Source organism: Ruegeria sp. CH2 (assembly GCF_056537065.1).
In genome coordinates this window covers 122,088-144,920 of the sequence record NZ_JBQFQV010000010.1, presented here as the reverse complement: position 1 = coordinate 144,920, position 22,833 = coordinate 122,088, and the positions used below count along the sequence as shown (strand labels likewise).

At 56.4% G+C, this 22,833-nt stretch carries 21 protein-coding genes; 2 read left to right on the top strand and 19 right to left on the bottom strand.

All coding sequences use genetic code 11. The features are described 5' to 3' along the window. The first annotated feature begins 501 nt into the window (after nucleotides 1–501). The gene (locus ACR0M9_RS14550) at nucleotides 502–1,053 is read left to right on the top strand and encodes a LytTR family DNA-binding domain-containing protein (protein ID WP_480488517.1); all 552 of its coding nucleotides are present in this window, start codon (nucleotides 502–504) and stop codon (nucleotides 1,051–1,053) included. Nucleotides 1,054–1,055: 2 nt separating this feature from the next. Here ACR0M9_RS14550 and pdeM read toward each other — a convergent pair whose 3' ends face one another. From pdeM to ACR0M9_RS14475, 15 genes are all read right to left on the bottom strand, one after another. Next, on the bottom strand, nucleotides 1,056–1,718 hold the full coding sequence (pdeM, locus tag ACR0M9_RS14545; protein WP_480773935.1) for a ligase-associated DNA damage response endonuclease PdeM: 663 nt from the start codon (nucleotides 1,716–1,718) through the stop codon (nucleotides 1,056–1,058). A gap of 40 nt (nucleotides 1,719–1,758) precedes the next feature. Beyond that, nucleotides 1,759–4,170 (bottom strand): ligase-associated DNA damage response DEXH box helicase, encoded by a 2,412-nt coding sequence (locus ACR0M9_RS14540; RefSeq protein ID WP_480773934.1) that lies wholly within the window; start codon nucleotides 4,168–4,170, stop codon nucleotides 1,759–1,761. Nucleotides 4,171–4,210: 40 nt separating this feature from the next. Continuing rightward, a complete protein-coding gene (locus ACR0M9_RS14535; RefSeq protein WP_480473719.1) occupies nucleotides 4,211–5,518 on the bottom strand; it encodes an ATPase in 1,308 nt (435 codons plus the stop codon). A 117-nt stretch (nucleotides 5,519–5,635) separates the two neighbouring features. After that, nucleotides 5,636–6,181 (bottom strand): prepilin peptidase, encoded by a 546-nt coding sequence (locus tag ACR0M9_RS14530; protein WP_480473718.1) that lies wholly within the window; start codon nucleotides 6,179–6,181, stop codon nucleotides 5,636–5,638. Nucleotides 6,182–6,184: 3 nt separating this feature from the next. After that, on the bottom strand, nucleotides 6,185–7,036 hold the full coding sequence (locus ACR0M9_RS14525; protein ID WP_480773933.1) for a tetratricopeptide repeat protein: 852 nt from the start codon (nucleotides 7,034–7,036) through the stop codon (nucleotides 6,185–6,187). 30 nt (nucleotides 7,037–7,066) lie between these two features. After that, nucleotides 7,067–7,651 carry a tetratricopeptide repeat protein gene (locus ACR0M9_RS14520; RefSeq protein WP_480586136.1) on the bottom strand — a complete coding sequence of 195 codons (585 nt, stop codon included), beginning with the start codon at nucleotides 7,649–7,651 and terminating at the stop codon, nucleotides 7,067–7,069. 9 nt (nucleotides 7,652–7,660) lie between these two features. After that, the gene (locus ACR0M9_RS14515) at nucleotides 7,661–8,641 is read right to left on the bottom strand and encodes a type II secretion system F family protein (protein ID WP_480604995.1); all 981 of its coding nucleotides are present in this window, start codon (nucleotides 8,639–8,641) and stop codon (nucleotides 7,661–7,663) included. Nucleotides 8,642–8,651: 10 nt separating this feature from the next. Next, the gene (locus ACR0M9_RS14510) at nucleotides 8,652–9,620 is read right to left on the bottom strand and encodes a type II secretion system F family protein (RefSeq protein WP_267363023.1); all 969 of its coding nucleotides are present in this window, start codon (nucleotides 9,618–9,620) and stop codon (nucleotides 8,652–8,654) included. An 11-nt stretch (nucleotides 9,621–9,631) separates the two neighbouring features. After that, nucleotides 9,632–11,077, bottom strand: coding sequence for a TadA family conjugal transfer-associated ATPase (locus ACR0M9_RS14505; RefSeq protein ID WP_267363024.1), 1,446 nt, complete (start codon nucleotides 11,075–11,077; stop codon nucleotides 9,632–9,634). A gap of 23 nt (nucleotides 11,078–11,100) precedes the next feature. Further along, entirely contained in the window at nucleotides 11,101–12,336 is a 1,236-nt protein-coding gene (locus tag ACR0M9_RS14500; RefSeq protein WP_480773932.1) for a CpaE/TadZ family protein, read from the bottom strand. Nucleotides 12,337–12,557: 221 nt separating this feature from the next. Further along, nucleotides 12,558–13,181, bottom strand: a complete 624-nt coding sequence (locus ACR0M9_RS14495; protein ID WP_480484368.1) for an OmpA family protein — start codon at nucleotides 13,179–13,181, stop codon at nucleotides 12,558–12,560. 17 nt (nucleotides 13,182–13,198) lie between these two features. Beyond that, nucleotides 13,199–14,572, bottom strand: coding sequence for a type II and III secretion system protein family protein (locus ACR0M9_RS14490; RefSeq protein WP_480773931.1), 1,374 nt, complete (start codon nucleotides 14,570–14,572; stop codon nucleotides 13,199–13,201). Nucleotides 14,573–14,765: 193 nt separating this feature from the next. Next, entirely contained in the window at nucleotides 14,766–15,644 is an 879-nt protein-coding gene (gene cpaB / locus ACR0M9_RS14485; RefSeq protein WP_480484370.1) for a Flp pilus assembly protein CpaB, read from the bottom strand. Nucleotides 15,645–15,935: 291 nt separating this feature from the next. Continuing rightward, on the bottom strand, nucleotides 15,936–16,163 hold the full coding sequence (locus tag ACR0M9_RS14480) for a hypothetical protein (RefSeq protein ID WP_480484371.1): 228 nt from the start codon (nucleotides 16,161–16,163) through the stop codon (nucleotides 15,936–15,938). 301 nt (nucleotides 16,164–16,464) lie between these two features. Then, the gene (locus tag ACR0M9_RS14475) at nucleotides 16,465–16,701 is read right to left on the bottom strand and encodes a Flp family type IVb pilin (protein WP_480484372.1); all 237 of its coding nucleotides are present in this window, start codon (nucleotides 16,699–16,701) and stop codon (nucleotides 16,465–16,467) included. Nucleotides 16,702–17,054: 353 nt separating this feature from the next. Here ACR0M9_RS14475 and ACR0M9_RS14470 point away from each other — a divergent pair, with 353 nt between their 5' ends. Then, entirely contained in the window at nucleotides 17,055–17,921 is an 867-nt protein-coding gene (locus ACR0M9_RS14470) for a lytic transglycosylase domain-containing protein (protein ID WP_480539577.1), read from the top strand. 38 nt (nucleotides 17,922–17,959) lie between these two features. Here ACR0M9_RS14470 and ACR0M9_RS14465 read toward each other — a convergent pair whose 3' ends face one another. From ACR0M9_RS14465 to topA, 4 genes are all read right to left on the bottom strand, one after another. Then, entirely contained in the window at nucleotides 17,960–18,586 is a 627-nt protein-coding gene (locus ACR0M9_RS14465; protein WP_267363038.1) for a CoA transferase subunit B, read from the bottom strand. Continuing rightward, nucleotides 18,586–19,290 carry a CoA transferase subunit A gene (locus tag ACR0M9_RS14460; RefSeq protein WP_209505579.1) on the bottom strand — a complete coding sequence of 235 codons (705 nt, stop codon included), beginning with the start codon at nucleotides 19,288–19,290 and terminating at the stop codon, nucleotides 18,586–18,588. The genes ACR0M9_RS14465 and ACR0M9_RS14460 overlap by 1 nt, the downstream gene beginning before the upstream one ends. A gap of 112 nt (nucleotides 19,291–19,402) precedes the next feature. Beyond that, complete coding sequence (locus tag ACR0M9_RS14455; protein ID WP_480539575.1) at nucleotides 19,403–19,930, bottom strand: superoxide dismutase family protein; 528 nt, start codon at nucleotides 19,928–19,930, stop codon at nucleotides 19,403–19,405. Nucleotides 19,931–20,053: 123 nt separating this feature from the next. Beyond that, a complete protein-coding gene (topA, locus tag ACR0M9_RS14450) occupies nucleotides 20,054–22,681 on the bottom strand; it encodes a type I DNA topoisomerase (protein ID WP_480773930.1) in 2,628 nt (875 codons plus the stop codon). Nucleotides 22,682–22,833: the final 152 nt, after the last annotated feature.

The following is a 22,833-nucleotide window of genomic DNA, read 5'->3' as shown; positions in this document are numbered from 1 at the left end:
GCCTGCTGGCCAACACCCTCACCGCCTGCTGCCGCGCAAACAAACTCCCAGAACCAGAAGGCCTGACCGCGTGATATACGCGGGGGCCGGATCGGACACTTCGGACCGGCCCCCTTTTTTTGGCAGGCAAAGTTCCAGCCAAATTGCTCCCTGACCGCCCCCTGACTGCATGGGCAAAGCGCCCTGAATGGGTTTGACAGCCGAATGAATCGTGATATCCCTGTAATCCCAGTTGGTTACAGGTGAAGACACTATTGTGTCTGACGCGTTCGGGTTGAGCTATGCTAATTCATGCACAAAAGCGGTATGACGTCTAAAATAAGTATAATCCAGAAGGCATTTTCGCCGCAGCGTGTCGTAGCGGGTTTGGTCTTTCTTCCTTTACTTGCATATGCGTTTCCACCCTTCCATGATTCTGACCTGTCATTTGGATTGCGGCTTGTATTCTGGGCCGGAGTGATGGTCCTTGCTTTGATGGTGACCGGGCTTGCCAGAAAGCTGATGCGGAAGAATCCCGTTTTCCTGAATGTTCCGGCGCGGGACCTGGCGTTTGTTACTTTGACCCTGGCATTGTTCACGCCCTCACTTTGGATGTTGGCCTGGGTTCTTTTCACCTGTGGTGGATATATGGCACCGGACGCCGAAAGGGTTGTGGTTTATGGCGCTTTGTTCGCGACTGGCTTGATGCTTGTTCAGCGCAACGATCTGAATGCTGCGGCAAGTACTGAGTCTGATCCTGAAAAACCACGCCTTGTCAAACGCTTGCCACCCGGGTTCAACGGGAAAATCTATCGCCTGACTGTTCGGGATCACAACGTAGATGTTGTCACCTCAGAAGGCACCTTCACGCTTCGGTCGCGTTTCACAGATGCAATCGCCGAGATGGAGCCTGTCCCGGGTCATTGTTCGCACCGTTCGCATTGGGTCACCGACGCATCCATTGCAAGTGTCGAAAGAGAAGGCAGCAAAACCTTTCTGAAACTGGTCAATGGCGATCTGGTTCCGGTCAGCCGGAAATACAAACCCATGCTGGAAGAGGCCGGCCTGATCTGAACCTATCGCGGCATTGGCATCAAGTGAGGAAGCGGGCCTGTGAGGATCGCCATCGCCTGCGAACCCATGAGTGCCGACAGCACATGATCCGAACTGCGCAGTCCCCCGGTAAAGGTGCCATACGCCGGAAGTATCAGGCGATGATCGTTCAGCAGAAAGGCGGGCCGTGAAATATGACGCCCCTTGATCCTGACCCGGACTTTTGGATGGTAATGGCCGGAAACTTCGCCTCGCGCGGGATCCTGCGCGATATGACGGAAAACAAGCGGACCACGGTGCCATTCGAACAGATGGGTTCCACCCAGCTCAATAGGACCGGGATCGTGGTTCCCCTCAATCCAGATCCACTGACGTCCGGACTGTAAGGTCGCGATCCTTAGCATTTCTGATTTTGGCAGCGCCCGGGCAGCCTCAAGATCATCGAAGCTGTCGCCCAGACATACAACGGTTTTGGCGTTCGTGCGCGCCAGATCATCCTTCAGGCGGTCCAGCGTTTCACGGCTGTCATAAGGCGGAAGCGAAGGCCCACCACGCCGCGCCACGCGCTCGGATTTGCCCAGATGCAGGTCCGACACGCACAGCAGGTTCTCGTCTGGCCACCAAAGCGCACCGGAAGGCAAAGCACACAGGCGCTGACCTGCAAACGGAAACTCAAGTTCGTTCATGATACGTTCTTGACCTGTTTCAGAGCCCGGCGCAAGCAGATCAAAGCTGTTCCAACCCCGCCGCTTGCAGCAGCCGTGCGCTTTCCTCCGCCAGAAGCCTTTCTTCGGCACTGCCTTTCACCGGCACTTTGCCAACCTCCAGAAACAGAGGCGCTGACAGGGGCGAGACACGCTCGAGCCGCACCAGATCAATTCTGTCGCCAATTCGGGCCAGCATTGTTTCGATCCGACCGAAATCGACAAGCCCGCGCATGGCTTCTTCGCGGGTGATCTGCATCAATAGGTGATCGGGATCGTATTTAAGTAAGATGTCATACAGGATGTCCGACGAAAACGTAGCCTGCCGCCCGCTTTTGCGCTGCCCTGCCATGTTGCGTTCGATCAGACCGGCAATGGTGGCCGATGCACGAAACGTGCGCTTCATAACGGCGTTGCCTGCCAGCCAGGTGTCGAGCCCGTCGCGCAGGGCATCGGGTTGAAGCAATGGGCGGGGATCGGTAACCGCGTCCAGACCCCAGATCAACGTGGCATAGTCCGTGGCGACAAACCCCAGCGGGGCCAAACCGGTTTCCTCCATCCGTTTGGTCAGCAGCAGGCCCAGTGTTTGTTGCGCGTTGCGCCCAGCGAATCCGTAGACGCACAGATGTTCACGCCCATCGCTGGGAAAGCTCTCGATCAGCAGACGATCACGCTGGGGCAGGCGGGACATCTGGCGCTGCAAATCCAGCCATTCAGCCGTATGAGGGGGAAGCTGTGGCCAGTCAGTTTGGGCAAACATGCGCAGAATGCGGTCGCTGAGTTGCGTGGAGGTTGCGAATTTCGTGCCCGAAAAGGTCGCAATCTTTGGCTTTCGGTCAGCGCGCCGCGTGACTTCGACCACCATCTCGCGCAGCCCCTCATACCGCACGATTTGCCCGCCGATCAGGAAAGTGTCGCCGGGTGTCAGCGAGGCAGCGAACGCTTCTTCCACCTCACCCAAGGGTTTGCCGCCCCGGTTGCGTTTCAGACGAACCTTGAGCGTATCCGTGTCCTGAATAGTGCCCAGGTTCATACGAATTCGCGATGCGGCGCGCGGGTCGCGCAGCTGCCATTGCCCGTCGGCGCGGTGTTGCAGCCTTTGCCAACGATCATAGGCTTGCAGAGCATAGCCGCCGGTGGCGCAGAAATTCAGGCAGGCGTCAAACTCAGCCCGCGTCAGTAGAGCGTAAGGCCCGGCGGATGTCATCTCGGCATACAGATCATCTGCGTTAAACGCCCCGGCGCAGGCGGCAATCAGGATATGCTGGCACAAAACATCGCGCGGGCCGCGACCGCGGGGTTCCCCATCCAATTCATGGGCTTTGGCGGCCTCTAGCGCGGCGACGCATTCGACCACTTCAAAGCGATTGGCAGGCACCAAAAGCGCCTTGGAAGGTGCGTTATAGCGGTGGTTGGCCCGTCCGATCCTTTGCACCAGCCTTTTGACATTCTTTGGCGCGCCGATCTGGATCACCAGATCGACATCCCCCCAATCGATGCCCAGATCCAGCGAACCGGTGCAGACGATGGCGCGTAAGACCCCCCGAACCATCGCCGCCTCGACCCGCTCGCGCTGTTGTCGGTCCAGACTGCCGTGATGGATACCGATGGGCAGACCGTCATCATTGGCCAGCCAAAGATTGTGAAAGAATATCTCGGCCTGGGCGCGCGTATTGTGAAAGATCAACGTGGTCTTGTGATGCTTGATCTGCTCCAGCACAGCTGGGATGGCATAAGCCGCGCCACCACCAGACCAGGGTGGCATCTGTGGCGTTTCCAGCATTCGGATATCCGGGTCCGGGCCGGGGTCGGCCTGTACAATCTGGCAGGGATCAGGATGGCGAGCCAGAAAGCGGGCAATCGCAGCAGGATCTTCCACCGTCGCCGATAGCCCGACGCGGCGCAGATCGGGATTGAGGCGTTGCAGACGTGCCAGCGCCAGCATCAGCTGATCCCCGCGCTTGCTTTCAGCCAGTGCGTGGATTTCATCAACGATGATCCGCTGCACCCCTTCAAACATACGCGGCGCATCCTCGTACGAGGTCAGCAACGCCAGACTTTCCGGTGTGGTCAGCAGGATGTGGGGCGGATCGGCCCGTTGGCGTTTCTTTTGCGTGGCCGAGGTGTCACCGGTGCGATCCTCGATCCGAATAGGCAGACCGATCTCATCCACCGGGGTGCGCAGGTTACGTTTGATATCCGCTGCCAGCGCCTTGAGCGGCGAGACATAGATTGTGTGCAATCCATTGTGATCAGCATCCGCAAGTTCAGCCAGCGACGGCAGAAATCCGGCCATGGTCTTGCCGCCACCAGTGGGCGCAATCAACAGTGTCGCCGGGCTGCATGCGCGGTCGAACATCTCTTGCTGATGCGGGTGGATGGACCAGCCTTTGGTGGAAAACCAAGTGGCAATCCGTGCGGGAATCTGCGTCATGAACGCAGACTACCCGCCCCGGAGTGGTAATGGCACGGCGTTATTTGACGATTTTTTCGTCTTTGACGAACATGTTGGCCCAGGCCCGGTCGATCAGTTCGGGGCTCATCTGATAGGGGATGCCTTCGAACTCGCAGATCGAGATCATCTGGTCGATCAGAAAGATCGGTTGATAGTTGGCGTAGATGTTGTTGATGGTCGGGTATTTGACCTTCAGCAGATGCACCAGCGCCGCCTCATCCAGTGGCATCCCGCGTTTACGCGCAACCATGGCGAAAATCTTCAGGAAGTTCTCCTGATTCGGACCGTCGATCTTGATCTTGAAGAAAATCCGGCGCAGGGCTGCCTGGTCAAAGATCTCGTTCGGGTGGAAGTTGGTCGAGAAGATGACCAGCGTATCAAAAGGAACTTCGAATTTCTCACCCGATTGCAGGCCCAGGATATCCTTGTTTTCTTCCAGTGGAACAATCCAGCGGTTGACCAGCGCCTGCGGCGGTTCGGCCTGACGGCCAAGGTCGTCCACGATAAAGATGCCGCCCGTGGATTTCAGCTGTAGCGGTGCCTGATAGGTTCTTGCCGTGGGGTTGTAGACAAGGTCCAGCATACTAAGCGACAGTTCGCCGCCGGTAACCACGGTCGGGCGTTCACACTGCACATAGCGTGAGTCGAACCGCTTGCGGCGGCGCAGGCTGTTCGGGTCGTCGGCTTCCTGCTCGATCGCGGTGTGCACGATCGGGTCGTAGACCGTGATCACCTGCCCCGCATATTCGATGGCGTAGGGCACATAGACATTGTCCCCCAGCGCATCGCGAATGCCGTTCGAGATGGACGATTTACCGTTGCCCGGCGGACCATACATCAGGATCGACCGGCCTGCGCTGACTGCCGGGCCTAGATGATCCAGCAGGCTGTCGGGCAGAACCAGATGGCCCATGGCGTTGGTCAACTGGTCGCGCGTGACCTGAATGTTGCGGATCGATTGACGTTTGACTTGCTCGCGATAGACATCCAGCGGAACGGGCATCGCACCGAAATACTCGGACTGGCTGAGGGCATCCAGAGCGCGGGCCTTGCCGGCATCAGTCAGCTGATATCCCATCTCGTTGCCGCTGTTGGCGTTCAGCGTCCCCATTGCCTCAAGCAGCTTCTGCTCGCGTGCAATGTCGATCAGCTCTTGGGTCACAGCGCCAGGCAGACATATGGCCGCAGAAACTTCTGACACGGTGCTGGTGTTCTTGCGGAATATGGTCTTCAGCAAGATATCCCGCATCATCACCAGCGGAAGCTTCATTTCGCTTAACCCCTTCGGGGTAGGGGGGGCCATAACAGAGGAAGTCTGCATATTCATGCGCGGTGCTCGTTCGTCAAATTGTAACGCCAACTGCCCGAATAAGGGCGACTTGAAGGAAAAATGACCCAGCTTTGTGGCGGGACAAAGGCAGCGGCAAGGCGCGCTGATGATAGTTTACGAACCGAGAACAGTACCCAGAATCAGATACATGGCCAGCGAGCCACCCAGTGCGAACCCCATGGGGAACTGTTTGCCCCGATCCCAACTTTCCCAATGTGGCGCAATGGTGCGCAACCTTGTGATTTTAGCCAAACGATGCGTGACCACGGCGGCCAGAATACAGGCGGTCAGAATAAGCAGCACCAGCTTTAGATCGCCAAGCCAGACAAATGGCGCGGACGCGGCAAGAAACTTAGCGTCGCCCGCGCCCATTGCCCCTGACGCGTTCAGAAGAATGCCGAAAATCAACACCACGGGGATATGCAGAAGGTGCCAGAAATAGATCGGCATCGACACATTGATCAGCAACAGATGACCGCTGACCGCGCCGGTGGACCAGGGCGGGATGGCAACCAGCCCGACCACGACAAAAATCAACGCCAGCGCAACAACTGCATGGTTTTTGATCCGCATCTCGCGCATATCCGTGAAGGCCACGTAAAAGCAGATCGGCAGCACGAAGGGCAGGAACCATGCCGCCGCCGCAGCGGGGATTTGCATGTGTCAGGCCTCTTCAAGCGCACGAAGCGAGCGAACCGCTTCATCGAAATGCTGCGGATGAGTGGCAATAGCCTCGCGGAACAGGTTTTTCGCGGTTTCCACGTCGCCTTGTTTGACTGCGGAAATACCCATCGTATTCAGCAGTAGCGCCCGTTCAACCTGGGTCATCGGCACCACAGGAAGGCTATAGTTGCCCTGCGCTGACCGGGCCAGCACCAGATTGTTCTTGGCAGTGAACAAAGAGCTGTCCTGACGGACTGCGTCGGTAAACAGGCGTTCGGCCTCGGCATACTGGCCACGGGTTAGTTTCGAATACCCCCAATTGTTCATCACGCTGCCCGGGCGGGTGGTCAGCCCAACGGCCGTTTCATAGAAATGATCAGCCCGCTTCCACTCTTTCCGGGAATCCGCGACCACCGCCTCAAGACGGTAGCGTTTGAAGGTTTCGAACGTTGGAGGAACCGAATCCAGAACGGTTTTGGCCTGAGACCAGTCGCCATTTCGTACCAGCGCATCGGCATACTCGACCTTGTCTGCGGCGTTCGTACCCTTCATTGTCGTCACGCGCTTCCATGCTGCTGCCGCTTCGGTGGTGCGTTTTGCGCGTCCCAGGGATATTGCCAACCCGCGCTGAAGATCGATGCGATCAGGGTTTTTGAGTGTGGCGCCGTGAAAATAGGTCACCGCCTCGTTCGGGTCGGCGGCACTCAACAACACATCGTTCAGGTTGGTTTCGTCAATGACGTTCACTTCCTGAAACGTCCGTTCCACCTTTTCCTCTTCGGTTTCCTTTGCACAGGCCGAAAGGATCAGACCGCTGATAATAACAGCCGGAATCAAGAATTGCTGGCGCATTTTTTGCGTCCTTTACTGCTCTTGCCTCGATTACTGGATTTTGCGTAGCGCGAATTGCCCGTCGCCAAGCTGCTCCAGTGTAAATTCTTGTTGTTCTTGCGGGATATTATTAACAGGATTTTCCATTTTTGCGAGTGCTAAGCGCAGATTGTCGCGGATTGCGTCACTTTCGCCATTGTCCAGCGCGTAAGCCCGTTGAAAGACCTGCGCCGCTTCGGGGTACTCCTGTTTCTCCATCAGTAGAACACCCAGATTATTCCATGCAACAGGCCAATCCGGATCGCCTTCCACGGCGCGGCGCAGCAATTTCTCGGCCTGCCCTAAACGCCGCAACCCAAGATTGGCCGTACCCAGAGAGGTCAAGACCTGTGTCGTCATACCCTGGTCCAGCGCGGCGCGGGTAAAAGTATCAAGCGCCAGTTCGTATTCACCGGCAGCCATCAGCCGGTTTCCGACCTCGATATTGTCTTCTGCTTGTCCCCTGGGATCAACTCCCGGCGCATCCAGGCCGTTCGGCGACAGGCCTTCTGTGCAAGAAGCCACCATGGTGCAAACCACGGTGGCCTTAAGTATTCGGCGAAACCCGGAAGGGAAGCACCAGAATTCAGCTTTCATAGGGTTTTATCATCCTGCGCGCCCGAAAGTCGAAATGACATTCGCCGACGGGCCGACCAGAATGATCAGCAGTGGCGGAACTGTCAGCATCATTGTGACAAGAGTCATCTTGGTAGGCAACTTGTTCGCAGCCTCTTCGGCGCGCATCACGCGTTTGTCACGCATCTCTGAGGCGTAAACCCGCAATGCCTCGGCAATGGATGTACCGAAAGTCGCCGACTGGATCATCACGGTGACGAATGAGTTCACGTCCTGTACGCCGCAGCGCACTCCGAAATCGCGCAAAACAGTGTCTTTGTCCTTACCGGCTTTCATCTCGTGTGCGACGGTTTCGAATTCCTGTGCAATATCTGGGTAGGAGGATTTCATTTCACCGGACACGCGCACGATGGCCTGGTCCAGTGATTGTCCGGCCTCAACACAGACCAGCATCAGGTCAAGCGTATCTGGAAAGCCTGCGGTAATCGCCTCTTTGCGTGCTTCGACCCGGCGCGTGATCCAGTATTTCGGCGCGAAATAACCGATTGCGGCTGGCACGAATACCCGGATCATCATCTGCTGGCCGGTGAACTCCTGACCGTTTGACAGGACCGTAATCAGCAGAACACCGACAACGATACCAATGATACCCAGCGAAAACTGCGCAAAGTGAAAGAACCGGACCGCATCTTTTGACCGGTATCCCGCCTGACGCAGCTTCAGCTCAACCGCCGAATACTCTTCTTCGTTTTTCGGTTCCAGGAAAGTCGCGAATTTCTCAAGCTGCTCATTGCGGCTGGAGTTACGCAGTTGCTCTTTCTTGCTTTTTTTCGTCGCCCGGGGCGCCGCATTCGACCGCTGAAGCTTTTTCAGAGGATCTTCCGGCTGGCTCATGATCAGTGAGACAGCGACAAGAACCATGATCAGGCCAAGTACACCCACTACGATCAGGGGGCCGAACTCACCCAGGTGTTGGGTCAGCAGGTCATTGATGTTGGTCAGAAATTCCATTGTGCTGCCCTCAGACCTTGATGTTGGTGATGATCTTCATGACGATCAGGTTCAGTGTCAGCAAAATGCCGACAACGAAACACGCAGGGATGAACCAGGGGTGATCCAACACTTCGTCATAATACCCCGGATCCTTGACCAGGATGAAAATCAGACACGCAATTGGGAAGCCAGACAGGAACTTACCTGACCATTGGGCTTCGGCCGTGATCGCCTTGACGCGCCGGAACAGGCGGAACCGCGCGCGGATCACCTGTGCCAATCCAGCCAGAATTTCAGCCAGGTTACCACCGGACTGCTGCTGAATACCCACAGCAACCGCGAGGAACCGAAGATCCTGCATGTCCAGACGTTCGGCCATATCTTTGAGCGCCTCGCCCACATCGCGTCCATAGGCGCATTCATCCGCGATAATACCAAACTCGGTTCCCAGCGGATCCTGAACTTCGTTGGAAACAACCTGAATTGTCGAAACGAAAGGATTACCCACACGAAGCGAACGCACCATCAGCTCAACCGCGTCAGGCAGTTGCTCTTCGATCATGCCCATACGTTTCTTGGCCTTGTGGTTTACCCACGCGTAAACACCGCCAATACCGATGGCGATTGAAATCGCGATGCGCAGCGCCGTATCCGTCGCGGTACCAATGCTCAGACCGACAAATGCCATGGCCGAGACCAGAGCCATGATCATGATCAGCTGACGGGGTGAAAACGCAATCGCGGCTTTTTGAGCCTTGTCAGCAAGCAGCGAATACAGAGGAATGCTCTGTGATTTCATGTGCTGCTGCATTTCCTTGCGCAGCTGCTCCAGAACCTGTTCGCGCCCGGCACCCTTTTCCAGCATGTCCAGACGCCGGTTGACCCGGCTGTTCAGGCTGATGGATTTGCCGAACGCAACCAGATAGATGCCCTCGACCAGGGCAAGAACCCCCACAAAGATGGCGACATAGATGATCGCCTCCATAGGCAATTGCATACCCGGTTCTCCTACATTGTGGTTGGGTCGTAGATGGATGCGGGCAGATCAAACCCCCACAGACGGAAGCGTTCCGAATAGTGGCTGCGCACACCAGTTGCCGTAAAGTGACCGATGATCTTGTTGTCAGGTGTCAGGCCAACACGTTGAAAACGAAAGATTTCTTGCATTGAAATCACGTCACCTTCCATACCGGTAATCTCGGTGATCGAGGTCATGCGGCGCGAACCGTCCTGCAATCGGCTGGCCTGAACGATCAGGTTCACAGCGCTTGCGATCTGGCTGCGGACGGCCTTAATGGGCATTTCGATGCCGGCCATCGCGATCATGTTTTCCAGACGTGAAATCCCATCCCGGGCCGAGTTCGCGTGGATCGTGGTCATCGAACCGTCGTGGCCAGTGTTCATGGCCTGCAACATATCGATCACCTCGGCGCCGCGTGTCTCGCCGACGATGATGCGGTCAGGTCGCATACGCAAGGCGTTCTTCAGACAGTCGCGCGGACTGACCTCACCTTTGCCTTCCACGTTGGGCGGTCGGCTTTCCATCCGGCCCACATGCGTCTGTTGCAGCTGAAGTTCCGCTGTATCCTCGATGGTCAGGATGCGTTCGGCATCGTCGATAAAGCTGGACAGAGCGTTGAGCGTAGTCGTTTTACCGGAACCGGTACCGCCCGACACGATAACGTTCAGTCGGGTCGACACGGCAGCTTGCAAATAGGCAGCCATTTCCTCGGTGAACGCACCAAAATTGACCAGATCATCGATACCCAGCTTGTCTTTTTTGAATTTACGAATCGAAACCAGAGACCCATCAACCGCGATAGGGGGCACCATGGCGTTGAATCGCGATCCATCGGCCAGTCGGGCGTCAACATAGGGGTTGGATTCATCGACACGACGGCCTACCGCGGACACGATCTTATCGATGATCCGCATCAGGTGCTTTTCATCCTTGAAGGTGATGTCGCTGATTTCCAGCTTACCGGCACGTTCGACGAAAATCTGATGCGGTCCGTTGACCAGAATATCGTTGACCGTATCGTCCTGCAGAAGCGTCTCAAGCGGGCCAAGGCCTGTTACTTCGTCATAAAGTTCTTTGTTCAGCTGCGATCGGTCGTCGCGATTCAGAACGATGTTCCTGGTTTCCAGAACTTCGCTGGCGATTGCGCTGATTTCGGCTCGTAGCTCCGCTTCGGCGGCAGTTTCCAAAGCTGCCAGGTTCAGGTTCTCCAGCAACTCGCGGTGAAGTTCGATCTTGATCTCACTCAGCCGCTCTTTGCGTTTTCGATCACGATCTGCCCCGGCAACCTCGGCCGTTTTTTTCTGAGGTTTGCGTACGACGGCCGTTGCAGCGGGGCTGGGGGCAGCTTGTGCGGCAGGTGCCGCCGTTTCGACCGGCTGCGCTGCCGCTTTGACGGGCTGCGCTGCTGGCTGTTTTTTATATCTTGAAAACACGGCGATCCCCCCTTGGGATGATGTTACGCAGCTTCAGCGCTGCTGCTGCCAAGGCTGTGAAGTGATTTGGCGAGCTTCGCGATTTCCCGGCGAAGCGGGTTCTTGGCGGCTGAATTGGCCAGCGGCAAACCATGGTCGCCACTTTGCATGACAGGTTTGCCCCCATCAGGCAGCAGCAGATCAATAGAGATGCCAAGGCTTTCCCCCATACGTTTCACGCGGCTTTTTCCATTCAGGTCGGTGAATTTTGGGGCCCGGTTCAGCGCAAAGCGCAGCTTGTTGAAGGGCAGTTCTTCGGCCTGCAACGCGCGCTTGAGGCGCAGGGCGTTCTGAGCCGAGCGCATATCAAGCTCGATCATTGCAAAATATACATGCGCCGCCTGCAAGACCGTTTCCGACCACAAGACCAGCGTTTTGGGCATATCCACAACCACATAGTCGAAATGCGTGCGCGCCACGTCAATCACGCGCTGGATGTCTTCGGGGGTAATCAGGTCCAATGGCACCATGTCGGATGGTGCAGTCAGGACCTGCAGTTTTTCTTCATAAGTTTGAAGAGCTTGTGAGAAAACCTCGCTGTCCATCGAATCCGTATCCGACAGCATTTCGAACACCGTCTCGCGGCGTGCCAGGTCCAGATAGGTTGAAACCGTGCCGTATTGCAGATCCAAATCGATCAGACAGACAGACGGGGCATCCTTGTCCGAGGCACAGGCCAGTTCCCAGGCCAGGTTTACCGCCAAAGTCGTGGATCCCACGCCACCAGCAAGTCCCTGAACGACGAACAACGCGCCTTCCTTTGATTCGCCACTTGCCAATGGAACAGCTGCGGCTTGCGCCATGACAACCGGATCGGGCTGCTTCATGCGTTCTACCGCTTCCTGCAATTCACCTTCCGGAAGCGGGTAGGGGACAAACTCGTCCGCACCCTTGCGCAGCAATTGGTGGAGCGAAGCAGGTGTGACGTCCTCTGCGATCAAGACGACCTTGATCTTCTTTTCCTTGGCCCGCGTGATGATTTCACCCATCAATGACAGGTTGTCTTCATCTTCCCCGTCGATTGCCAATGCAACGAATTCAAGTGCTTCGGCTTCTGGCTGGCTGAAAAAGGCCAGCGCTTCGGCAAAGCCCAGGTCGCCCCAGCGCTCGCCCAGAATGGTTTCCATGTCTTCAATCAGAAGGTCGAAATTCTGGACATCCCGGCTTATGGTGCAGGCCAGGATTGCAGAATTTTCGTCTTGCGGCGTTGCGCTGGTCATAAACACTATCCTCGTCGTGAGGGCTCAGCATGTCATATGAACGAATTCCGCCAGATTGATGTGCTGTCGCCCCAATACGGTCAAATTTGGCCGCAGGTCACCCTATTTTTCACAATGTTGCTTTGAAGTTGGGCAAGAATTGGGCGCAAAAGAACCAATTGTAGGGAAATGGGCGACGATGTCGCCCATTCTGCTTGTATTATCCACCAATGCCAGCGGCACTAGTTGGCCGTATCTGTTGTTGATACATCTTCGATCACGCTCTTCCACGTCGCACTTTCAACGTATTCGCGATAGATGATGTTGGCGTATTTGCCGTCCAGCAGCTGCGGGTGACGGTCAACAAAGCCAGAAACTTCCGTTACCGTCCGGCGGTTGCGGCGATCCCGATTCGGTGTCGCGATCAACGGCTGCGTTTTTCCAAAGGATACAACGGCTTCAAGACGTGAACGCGAGATTCCTTGCCGTTCAAGGAATGCGACTACTGCCTGTGCGCGGCGTAGACCAAGGCTCTTGTTGTAACTGGTTGATCCTACAGCATCTGTGTGTCCGTAAACCCGGAACCTGGCTTCGGGGAACTGTTTGATCCAGTCAGCCTGCTGCAACAGTATGCTTTGCGCTGATGCGTCCAGTTGCGAACTGTTGAAGGCAAAGTTCACTTGGCTGGGCACATCCGCGGCAAATCTGCGCCCAAGAATCTGAGCATAGGTCAACTCGCCGTTTTGAACCTGGATATTGTTCAATGTCGCGTTTCCAAAGGTTCCGGCATCGATCTCATATCCGACCTCGCGCGTACATGCGGCAACGGCGACCGTAAGACCCAGTGTGATGATCCACTTCTGCATTGGTCCTATCCTCCTGATCAATCTAGGACGTAGCCGTACGAGCTGCCAAAATTCTGTTTGGCAACTTCGGATGCTCCGCCGGCTCCGGGACGCTGTGTGCGAGCAACCCGACCATTCGCGAACAGGTCAAATTCGCTGGGTGGTTTGACACGATCGGTGGGAAGGGCTAGCGCCTCGCCACGCGTCGGCGTCACCAGATGCGCCGTTATGATGATGACAAGTTCACTTTGTTCGCGCTGATAGTCAGCGCTGCGGAACAAGGCGCCCAGAACCGGGACATCTCCCAGCCACGGCACTTGGTTGACCTGGTCAACAAAGTTGTCCTGAAGCAGCCCTGCGATGGCAAAGCTTTCCCCGTCGCGCAACTCTATAGTGGTCTTGGCTTCCCGCACGATAAAGCTGGGAACGGTGTCTCCATTGATCGTGAAGTTCGTGCTGGTGTCGATGCTCGAAACCGAGGTGCCCATTTCCAGATTGATCAGGTCGCCGTCCACAACCCGCGGGATGAAGTTCATATTCACACCGAAGGGTTTGTACTCGATTGCCACGACACCGTCGTCTTGCGGCACCGGAATCGGAACCTCACCGCCAGCCAGGAACGTTGCTTCCTGTCCGGACAGGGCCGAAAGGTTTGGTTCGGCAAGGTTGCGAACAAGGCCCTTCGACTCGAGGGCTTGCAGCAGCAAGTTGACCTGAGCTGATCCGACCCCGAAGCCAAACAACAACGTACCATTTTGCACGGTGACAGGGGGAACAAGGTTCTGCGGATTGAAGCCACCGACAAAATCAGTGCCCGCAACTGAAAGTGTTGAAGAAAGCTCTTTTGCGACTGAGCGATTCATCTCGGCAAAGCGTACTTTCAGCATCACTTGCTGCACGCCACCTACAGACATCAGGTTCGATACACGTTCGGGCGCGTAGCGTTCAGCCAATTCAAGTGCGCGGGCCAGTTTGGCGGCGCTTGAAACCGTGCCGGACAGTACGATGCCATCATTGGCGGTGCGCACTTCAATCTGCTCACTTGGCAGGATCTGACGCAGACGCTCTTTAAATTCGGTTACATCGGGCGAGACCCGGACACGTACGTTGGCAAGCAGATTTCCTGCGCCATCAAACAGTGTTAGCGTGGTCAGGCCAGGGGCCTTGCCCAAAACATAGATTGTGCGATCCGAAAGCGAAGAGATATCCGCAATGCCTGCGTTGGCAATGCTGAGCTCTGCAAACGGTTGTTCGCTTTCCACAACAATCGCGCGATTCATCGGAACTTCCAGCGTTTCCACTGTGCCCTTTTTCACCACGCGAAGGGTTTCAGCCCAGGCGGCATCGCCGACCGGGCTCATAACAAGCGACAACCCCAGCAGGGTTGCGCTGATCCAGGAACGTATTGTCATGTGACCTGCCTCTCCGATCACGCCTCGTTTTTTGGGTCTTATGCCCTATGTGCTAAGAGACTGCGCGAAATCCGAATTTATTGCAATAATCAATGGTTTCTGGAATTTTCCTTATGTGGAGAATTGGCAACAACAACAAGAAAAGAGCCGCATCTGAGATGCGGCTCCGATCTTGTAACACTCTGAATTGGCGTCAATTTGTACAGGGTATAGGCACGTTGACAATCTCTCCACCGCGTCTGATGCGCGTCGTGCAGACCTGTTCAACCTCTTCCTTCGGTTCCGGAGCGGCTGCCGTTATTCCAAGCAGTTTGCGCTGATCCACCTCGATTGCCGACGCAACAGAGTCATCCTGCACCCCAACAAGGGCCAGCGACAGCCGCCCGGTGTTCTGGGCCTGCGCGAGTGCTGCGACCTGTTCCGGCGTGGCTGCGACCGTGACTGTGCGTGCAATCGTTGCGCTTGCGACGTCCGAACCAGCGGTCTGGTCGACGGCGATCAGCTGAACGTTGGTTTCGATCAGTTTGGTGATGCCGCCAGAATTCCCTTCTACCGTCCCGCTTGACCCGGTCCAGTAGATGTCGACATTGTCGCCGGGGCGCAAGAAGCCTGAAACACCAGAGGCCACGTCCACGCTGATCGCAAAGGCGCGCATACCTTTTTCAAGACGAGAGGTCAGCCCGGCCGATTCGCCTGGCCGTGTGATCTTGACCTCCATAATCGCCTCGTCTTTTTCCATGGTCCTCAGAATATAACGCTCATTGGCGCCACTTTCGGGAAACAAGGCAGTGAGATCAGAGAACGTACCTTCGGGAATCGCGTTTTCCGGCCAGTCTACAGCGCGTACGTCTTCCTGCGTCAGTCGTTCACCGTATTTCAGAGGACGATTTGAAACGTAAACAGTTACCGTCGGGATGACATCGACTTTGGCATTGGCCAGCGCTTCTTCTGCCGCTTGTTTCTGCCGTGCCAGTTCGCTTTGATAAGCCGCAATATAGTTGCGCGCCATGTAAACGGCGCCCCCAGCCAGAGCAACGCCGACAATCAGGACAAGTCCGAATACCGCTCGCATACATGCACCTCTTTCTTATTTAGTCGGATACTAAGCGGCCAAAGGGCCACTTTGAAACAGCCCAAGTGTTAAATGTAAATTGTGTCGAAATGTGGGACAAAAATGTCTGCTTGTTAGATTCTGCGTCAGCTTTCGCACAATTCCGCAAAACAACTGCTGTCATCTCCCTGCGGCAGGCCAGACGAAGAACAACGAAACAAACGCCGCGCCCCAAAAGGTCGCCGCGTTTATTTGCCGACACGTTCACCAACAAGCTCAGGAAAGCTGGTGAATGTGAAAACTCGCTGCGGGTCAGTTGGTTCCCGCTGTTACAAGGCCACCGGGAGCGGTGTTCGAGCCGGTACTGACAACAGAGGAACTCATGGCTTGGTTGATGTTACCGCCGATACCATCAACACTTGATCTGATGACAAGGTAGGTCGCGCTTGACAGTCCGATGAGCACTGCGGTCAAAACCACCCAGTCAACGGTCACCGCTCCTGCTTCGTCCGATTTGAACCGATTAAGGAACTTTAGCATCTACTTATCTCCAATACGACAATTCAGTGTTTCCCGTAACGTCGCCTAATAGTGGTTCGTTCGGATGGCGGAAATCAGGCCAAAAGTTGATTTCGCTGGAAATATCCAAGATTCCAAACTTTTTCACGGGCTCTTTTGTGCGCAAAGACCTGCAAATTGGGCGTGATCAATTCGGTGGCGCTCGCGGCGTGGCGTGCGGGGTAGGACCGTCAAACTCTATTCTTAGAGATATTGAAAGACCTCTGAACGAAAAAAGCCGCGCCTGAATGGCGCGGCTTTAAAATCTTGCTCAAGCAGAAGCTTAGCTGCCGCTGTTGCTGCCTGCAGTTGTGATACCGCCGGTTGCGGTGTTGCTGCCGGTGCTCAGCGATGCGCCGTTCAGGGCCTGGTTCACGTCTGTTGCCAGGCCGGTCGCGCCAGCCGAGATCTGCTGGTATGCAACGGCTGCCAGGCCGATGACTGCTGCGGTCAGAACAACCCAGTCAACTGTTACTGCGCCGTCTTCGTCTTTGCGGAAGTTCTTGATGAACTTGATCATGTTACGTCCCTCCTAAAGGATCAAAAAGAGTTTAACAAACCTCGGCGTTCTTCAGAGCTTTCTCTCTCAGTCCGCTCATGTCCGTCTCGGTATGGATTAATGTTTGCCTGTTGTGCGTGGCAGGAATTGGGCCAAACACAGATTTTTTTTCGTGCGGCTTAACTTTTTAGTCACTAAATGCGTAAACCCATGCAAATAAAAGGAAAAAAAATTCTTCGATTGGTGCGAAGTGCTCCGCAGCGGTGCAAATATACGCCAAATGAGGCGAAATTGCCCCAATTCGCTTTGTTTTTCTGGCCTTGGGCGAAGATTCGCGGTTCAAATCGCGTAAAAAGAATACATGAGGCAGGCACATGACTCTCCGGAACGCACTTCAATGCGCCGGTGTACTGGCGTTTCTACTATCTGGTGTCGCACCCGGGTCAGCGACCGAGGTTGAGCCGCGCGGAGTTTACAAGCGGATCAAGGCCCCCAAGCCGGGTGAGCGTCCTCGCGTGACCATTCAGATCACACCCGAGGAACACGCGGCCAAGCCCTCAGCCCCCAGCACAGGGGTGGAGCTGGTGGTTCCAGAAATCATAGCAAGAACCAAAGTGGTTCAGCCCACAGTGCCGGGAATCGGTGCCGCGCCTGACCCGAAAGGGTCGTACAATGCATTCTGGGACCGCATTTCACCACACATTGATGAAAGCGGGGCCGGGCGGCTTGATGCTGCGATAAACGCGCTGGCGGCGACGAATGTAAGATCGCCCCGGCTGCAAGCTCTGCAAAACATAGCAAAAGAACGCGGGATCGAGATTTTGCGGTCAACCGTGGGAACCAATGTGTCGCCAGCGCTGGTGCTGGCTGTCATTTCGGTTGAATCGGCCGGTCGCGCAGATGCCGTCAGTTCGGCCGGCGCGCAGGGGCTTATGCAGTTGATGCCCGCCACAGCTGCCCGCTTCGGTGTTAAGGACAGTCTACAACCCTCGCAGAACATCGCCGGGGGCGTGAAATACCTCAACTGGCTGATGGAAGAGTTCGGGAATGATCCGATTCTGGTTCTGGCCGGTTACAACGCGGGTGAGGGGGCTGTACGTAAACACAGCGGCGTGCCGCCTTATGCCGAAACCCGGGATTATGTCCCCAAGGTTCTGGCCGCTTTCCAGATCGCGCGGGCTTTGTGCGCGACACCGCCGGATCTGATTTCAGATGGGTGCGTGTTCCAGACCTCAAATTGAAAAAGGCCCGCCTAGATCCGGCGGGCCTTTTCTTTTGTTCAGCCGACGATTGTCGCTTCGGTCGCAGCGCGCATTTCGTCTTCACTGACACCATCTGCCAGTTCGACGATCCTCAATCCGCCCTCGACCACGTCCAGAACGCCCAGATTGGTGATGATGCGATCCACGACGCCCTTGCCGGTCAGTGGCAGAGTGCATTCCTTCAGGACTTTGCTTTCACCGTGCTTGTTAGTGTGGTCCATAACCACGATCACGCGCCCAACGCCTGCAACCAGGTCCATGGCGCCACCCATGCCTTTCACCAGCTTGCCGGGAATCATCCAGTTTGCCAGGTCGCCTTTCTCATCCACTTCCATGGCACCTAAAATCGCAGCAGCGATTTTGCCGCCCCGGATCATCGCAAAGGATGTGGCGCTGTCGAAATAGGCAGTGCGGGACAGTTCGGTGATCGTTTGTTTGCCCGCGTTGATCAGGTCCGGGTCTTCTTCGCCCTCATACGGGAAAGGGCCCATACCCAGCATTCCGTTTTCCGATTGCAGAGTGATGTCCTTGTCGCCCACATAGTTCGCCACCAGCGTCGGAATCCCGATGCCGAGGTTCACATACATGCCGTCTTCCAGTTCCTCTGCCGCGCGTGCGGCCATCTGATTGCGGTCCCAGGGCATTATGCGTCCTCCTTCTTGCGGGTGGTGCGCTGTTCGATGCGCTTTTCGTGATCGCCTTGGATGATGCGATGCACATAGATGCCGGGCAGGTGGATCTTGTCCGGGTCCAGTGAGCCGCGCGGAACAATCTCTTCCACTTCGGCCACGCAGATCTTGCCGCAGGTGGCAGCGGGCACGTTAAAGTTGCGGGCGGTCTTGCGGAACACCAGATTGCCGGTGTCGTCAGCTTTCCAGGCCTTGACGATAGCCAGATCGGCAAAAATGCCTTCCTCAAGGATATAGGTCTCGCCGTTGAAATCCTTGTGCTCCTTGCCTTCCGCAATCACGGTGCCGACGCCCGTCTTGGTGTAGAACCCGGGAATACCGGCACCACCGGCGCGCATCCGTTCGGCCAGTGTTCCTTGCGGGTTGAATTCCAGTTCCAACTCGCCGCTCAGATACTGACGCATGAATTCGGCGTTTTCGCCGACATACGAGCTGATCATCTTTTTGACCTGCTTGGTCTGCAACAGGATGCCGATACCGAAATCGTCCACACCGGCGTTATTCGACGCAAAACTCAGGTCCTTGACGCCCGAATCCCGGATGGCAGCAAGCAACAGTTCGGGAATGCCGCACAGGCCAAACCCGCCCGCGGCAATCAGCATGCCATCCGTCAGCACCCCATCGAGTGCCTCGGCGGCATTGGCATAGACTTTCTTCATGGAAAACTCCCCCAATGACATGGTGATGGGCAGGTTTTGCCGCCACGTCATGGGGAAGTCAATGAAACCAGAAGGTTCAGGTATTTCTACGGTAGTTCAGCTGACAATAGTGTCAGTCGGCGATCAGGATCCCGCAGGCGATGCGCCCACCTGCACCGCCAATGGGCTGGCTCATGTGATCGTCGCCAGCTTCGTGGATGATGAAAGTTGATCCGTCCCCATCCAGCAATACATCTCCATCACCTTCAAGCGAAACAAGGTTTGTAAAGGCCTCCATCTCGCCCACGCCATCCTGTCCCACATATAGATTGGGCAGATCGCCGGGCTCGGGGCCTTCAGGGTTCAGCAGCCCATGTGCGCCTTCAACTTTGCCAACATGGCCTTGAGCCGTCTTGAACCCTTCGCCGGCCTCGCAGACACCATGGCTGTGCAGGTGCAACCCATGTTTTCCCGGCGGCAGGTCTGTGACGCGCACGTGCAGCAGAACACCATTGGGCCCTTGCGTCGCCTTCGCCTGACCAATGACGTCGCCTTGCGCGTTGATGATTTCGGCTGTGGCGGACTTGACGTGATGCGCGGCATGGCCCTGCGTGGCAGCCGCAACGCTTATCGCCGCAACAAGAATGGCGGTTCTGAACATGTCTCAACTCCTTTACTGAACAACGCAATCCTGTATCGCGTCAGTCCATAAACACGCGGGCCGGTTCCTTTATTCAGAAACCGGCCCGCGTGTTTGGTGACATGTCCCGGTCAAAAGTCCGGTTTATTCAGCCGCTTTCTTTGCTGTCTTCTTGGCGGCAGCCTTCTTTTTGGGTGCAGCCTTTTTCTTGGTGCCCTTCTTGGATGCGCGCTCATTGACCAGTTCGATGGCCATTTCCTGCGTCACGTCTTCGGGCTTGATGTCTTTCGGGATGGTCGCGTTGACCTTTTCCCACTTCACATATGGCCCGTACCGTCCGTCCAGAACCTGCATCGCGCCGCCATCGGGATGCTCGCCCAGGTCTTTCAAAGCTTTTGCCGCTGCGCGCCCGCGCCCACCGGGATTGGCTCGTTTTTCCGCCAAAAGCTCTACGGCGCGGTTCATACCGATCTCGAACACATCGTTTGGGTCTTTGAGGTTGGCATAGACCGGCTTGGCTTCATCGGCCAACTGATGCATCAGATAGGGGCCAAAACGCCCGAAGTTCGAGGTGATCATGCCGCCTTCGGGGTGCTCACCGATCTGGCGCGGCAGGGACAGAAGCGTCAGCGCCTTGTCCAGATCCATGTCATCCTTGCTCCAGCCGCGTGGAAGCGAGGCGCGCGGAGGCTTCTTGTTCTCGGGCGTGGGTTCGCCTCGCTGGACATACGGCCCAAATCGGCCGGACTTCAGCCAGATCTCATCCCCGGCGTCTTCGCCCAGCAATTGTTCGTCGCCTTCCGCGCCTTCACCGGCGATAGGCCGCGTATAAGTGCACTCCGGATAGTTTCCGCAGCCCACGAACCCGCCGGTGCGTGAGGTTTTCAGGTGCAATTGTCCCAACCCGCATTTCGGGCAGATACGCGGGTCGGACCCGTCTTCACGCGGGGGGTAAAGCTGTGGCGCCAATGCCTCGTCCAGCTTGTCCAGCACTTCCGATATGCGCAGTTCGGATGTTTCGCCAATCGCTGCCGAAAAATCACGCCAGAACTTGCCCAGCAGATCCTTGTAGTCACGATCACCGGCGCTGACGTCATCCAGTTGCTCTTCCAGATTCGCGGTGAATTCGTATCCAACGTATTGACGGAAGAAGTTCAGCAGAAAGATGGTGACGATCCGACCCTTTTCCTCGGGGATCAGCCGGTTCTTGTCTTTGCGCACATATTCGCGGTCCTGAATCGTGGTCACGATTGAGGCATAGGTCGAAGGACGTCCGATCCCCAACTCCTCCATCCGCTTGACCAAAGTGGCCTCGGTATAGCGCGGGGGCGGTTGCGTGTGATGCTGCAACGCCAGAACGGCTTCGTTATCAGCCATGATTGCGGCTTTGTCCGACTCGCTGGTGGCCTTGGCAAACTGGTCACGCAACGTAGTTTTGGAAAAGCGCGCAGGGTCGCCCTGCATGATCTGTGGCAGGCGCTTTTCGTCATCATCGGCGACATCATCGCGGCCTTCCTCATAGACGCGCATGAACCCGTCGAACAATACCACCTGACCGGTGGCACGCAGACCGACCTGACCGTCATCACTGCCAATCTCGACCGTAGTGCGCTCCAATCGTGCTGCCGCCATCTGGCAGGCAATGGTCCGTTTCCAGATCAGATCATAAAGCTTGCGCTGATCTTCATCCGTGACCTTCAGCGCCTTGGCATCGCGCGTCATATCCGTGGGGCGGATACATTCGTGTGCTTCCTGCGCGTTCTTGGCCTTGTTCTTGTACATACGCGGGCTGTCCGGCACATATTCTGCACCGTACCGATCCGCGATGGTGTCGCGCGTTGCCGTCACGGCCTCGGGCGCCATGTCGATCCCGTCGGTTCGCATATAGGTAATGTAGCCGGCCTCATAGAGGCGCTGCGCAACCTGCATTGCATGGCGCGCGCCCATGCCGAATTTGCGGCTGGCCTCCTGTTGCAGAGTCGAGGTCATGAACGGCGCGCTTGGGTTGCGCGCGGCGGGCTTGGCTTCGACCGAAGTCACACGCAGCGCGCGGCTGGTGACGGCCTGAACCGCCAGTTCGGCTTGTGTTGCGTTGGCCAGATCGTGCTTGTCCAGTTTCTTGCCCGCCAACGTGACCAGCCGCGCCTCATAGGTCTGACCACGCGGTGTCTCGAACAGGGCCCGAACCGACCAGTACTCGACCGGCTTGAACGCTTCGATCTCCATCTCGCGCTCGACGATCAGGCGCAGACAGACCGATTGCACCCGACCTGCGGATTTTGCACCGGGCAGTTTGCGCCACAGAACCGGTGACAGGTTGAAGCCAACAAGGTAATCCAAGGCGCGGCGTGCCAGATACGCTTCGACCAGGGGCATATCGACGTCGCGCGGGTTCTTCATCGCCTCGGTCACCGCCTCTTTGGTGATGGCGTTGAAGGTCACCCGGCTGACCGGTGTATCTTTCTTGATCGAGCGGCGCTTGGTCAGGGCTTCCTGCAAATGCCAGCTGATCGCCTCGCCCTCACGATCAGGGTCAGTGGCGAGGATCAGCGCGTTGTCTTCTTTCAGCGCGTCGGCGATGGCCTTTACATGTTTGCGGCTGTCATTGCCCACTTCCCATGTCATGGAAAATCCATGGTCCGGATCGACCGATCCGTCCTTTGGTGGCAGGTCCCGCACATGGCCGTAAGAGGCCAGAACGGTGTAGTCAGGGCCGAGATATTTATTGATTGTTTTTGCTTTGGCCGGAGATTCTACAACAACTACAGGCATTTAAGGGGAAACCTCGCTCGACGAATTTGGCGCCTTTTATGGTGGTGCAAAATGTGTGGGGCAAGCGGGGATTGTCAATGCGTTCCTTTGGCAGGCGGAAAAGCGACGTGATTTCAGCGTGATACCCGCGCCGGATTGCAGGCAGAGCATTC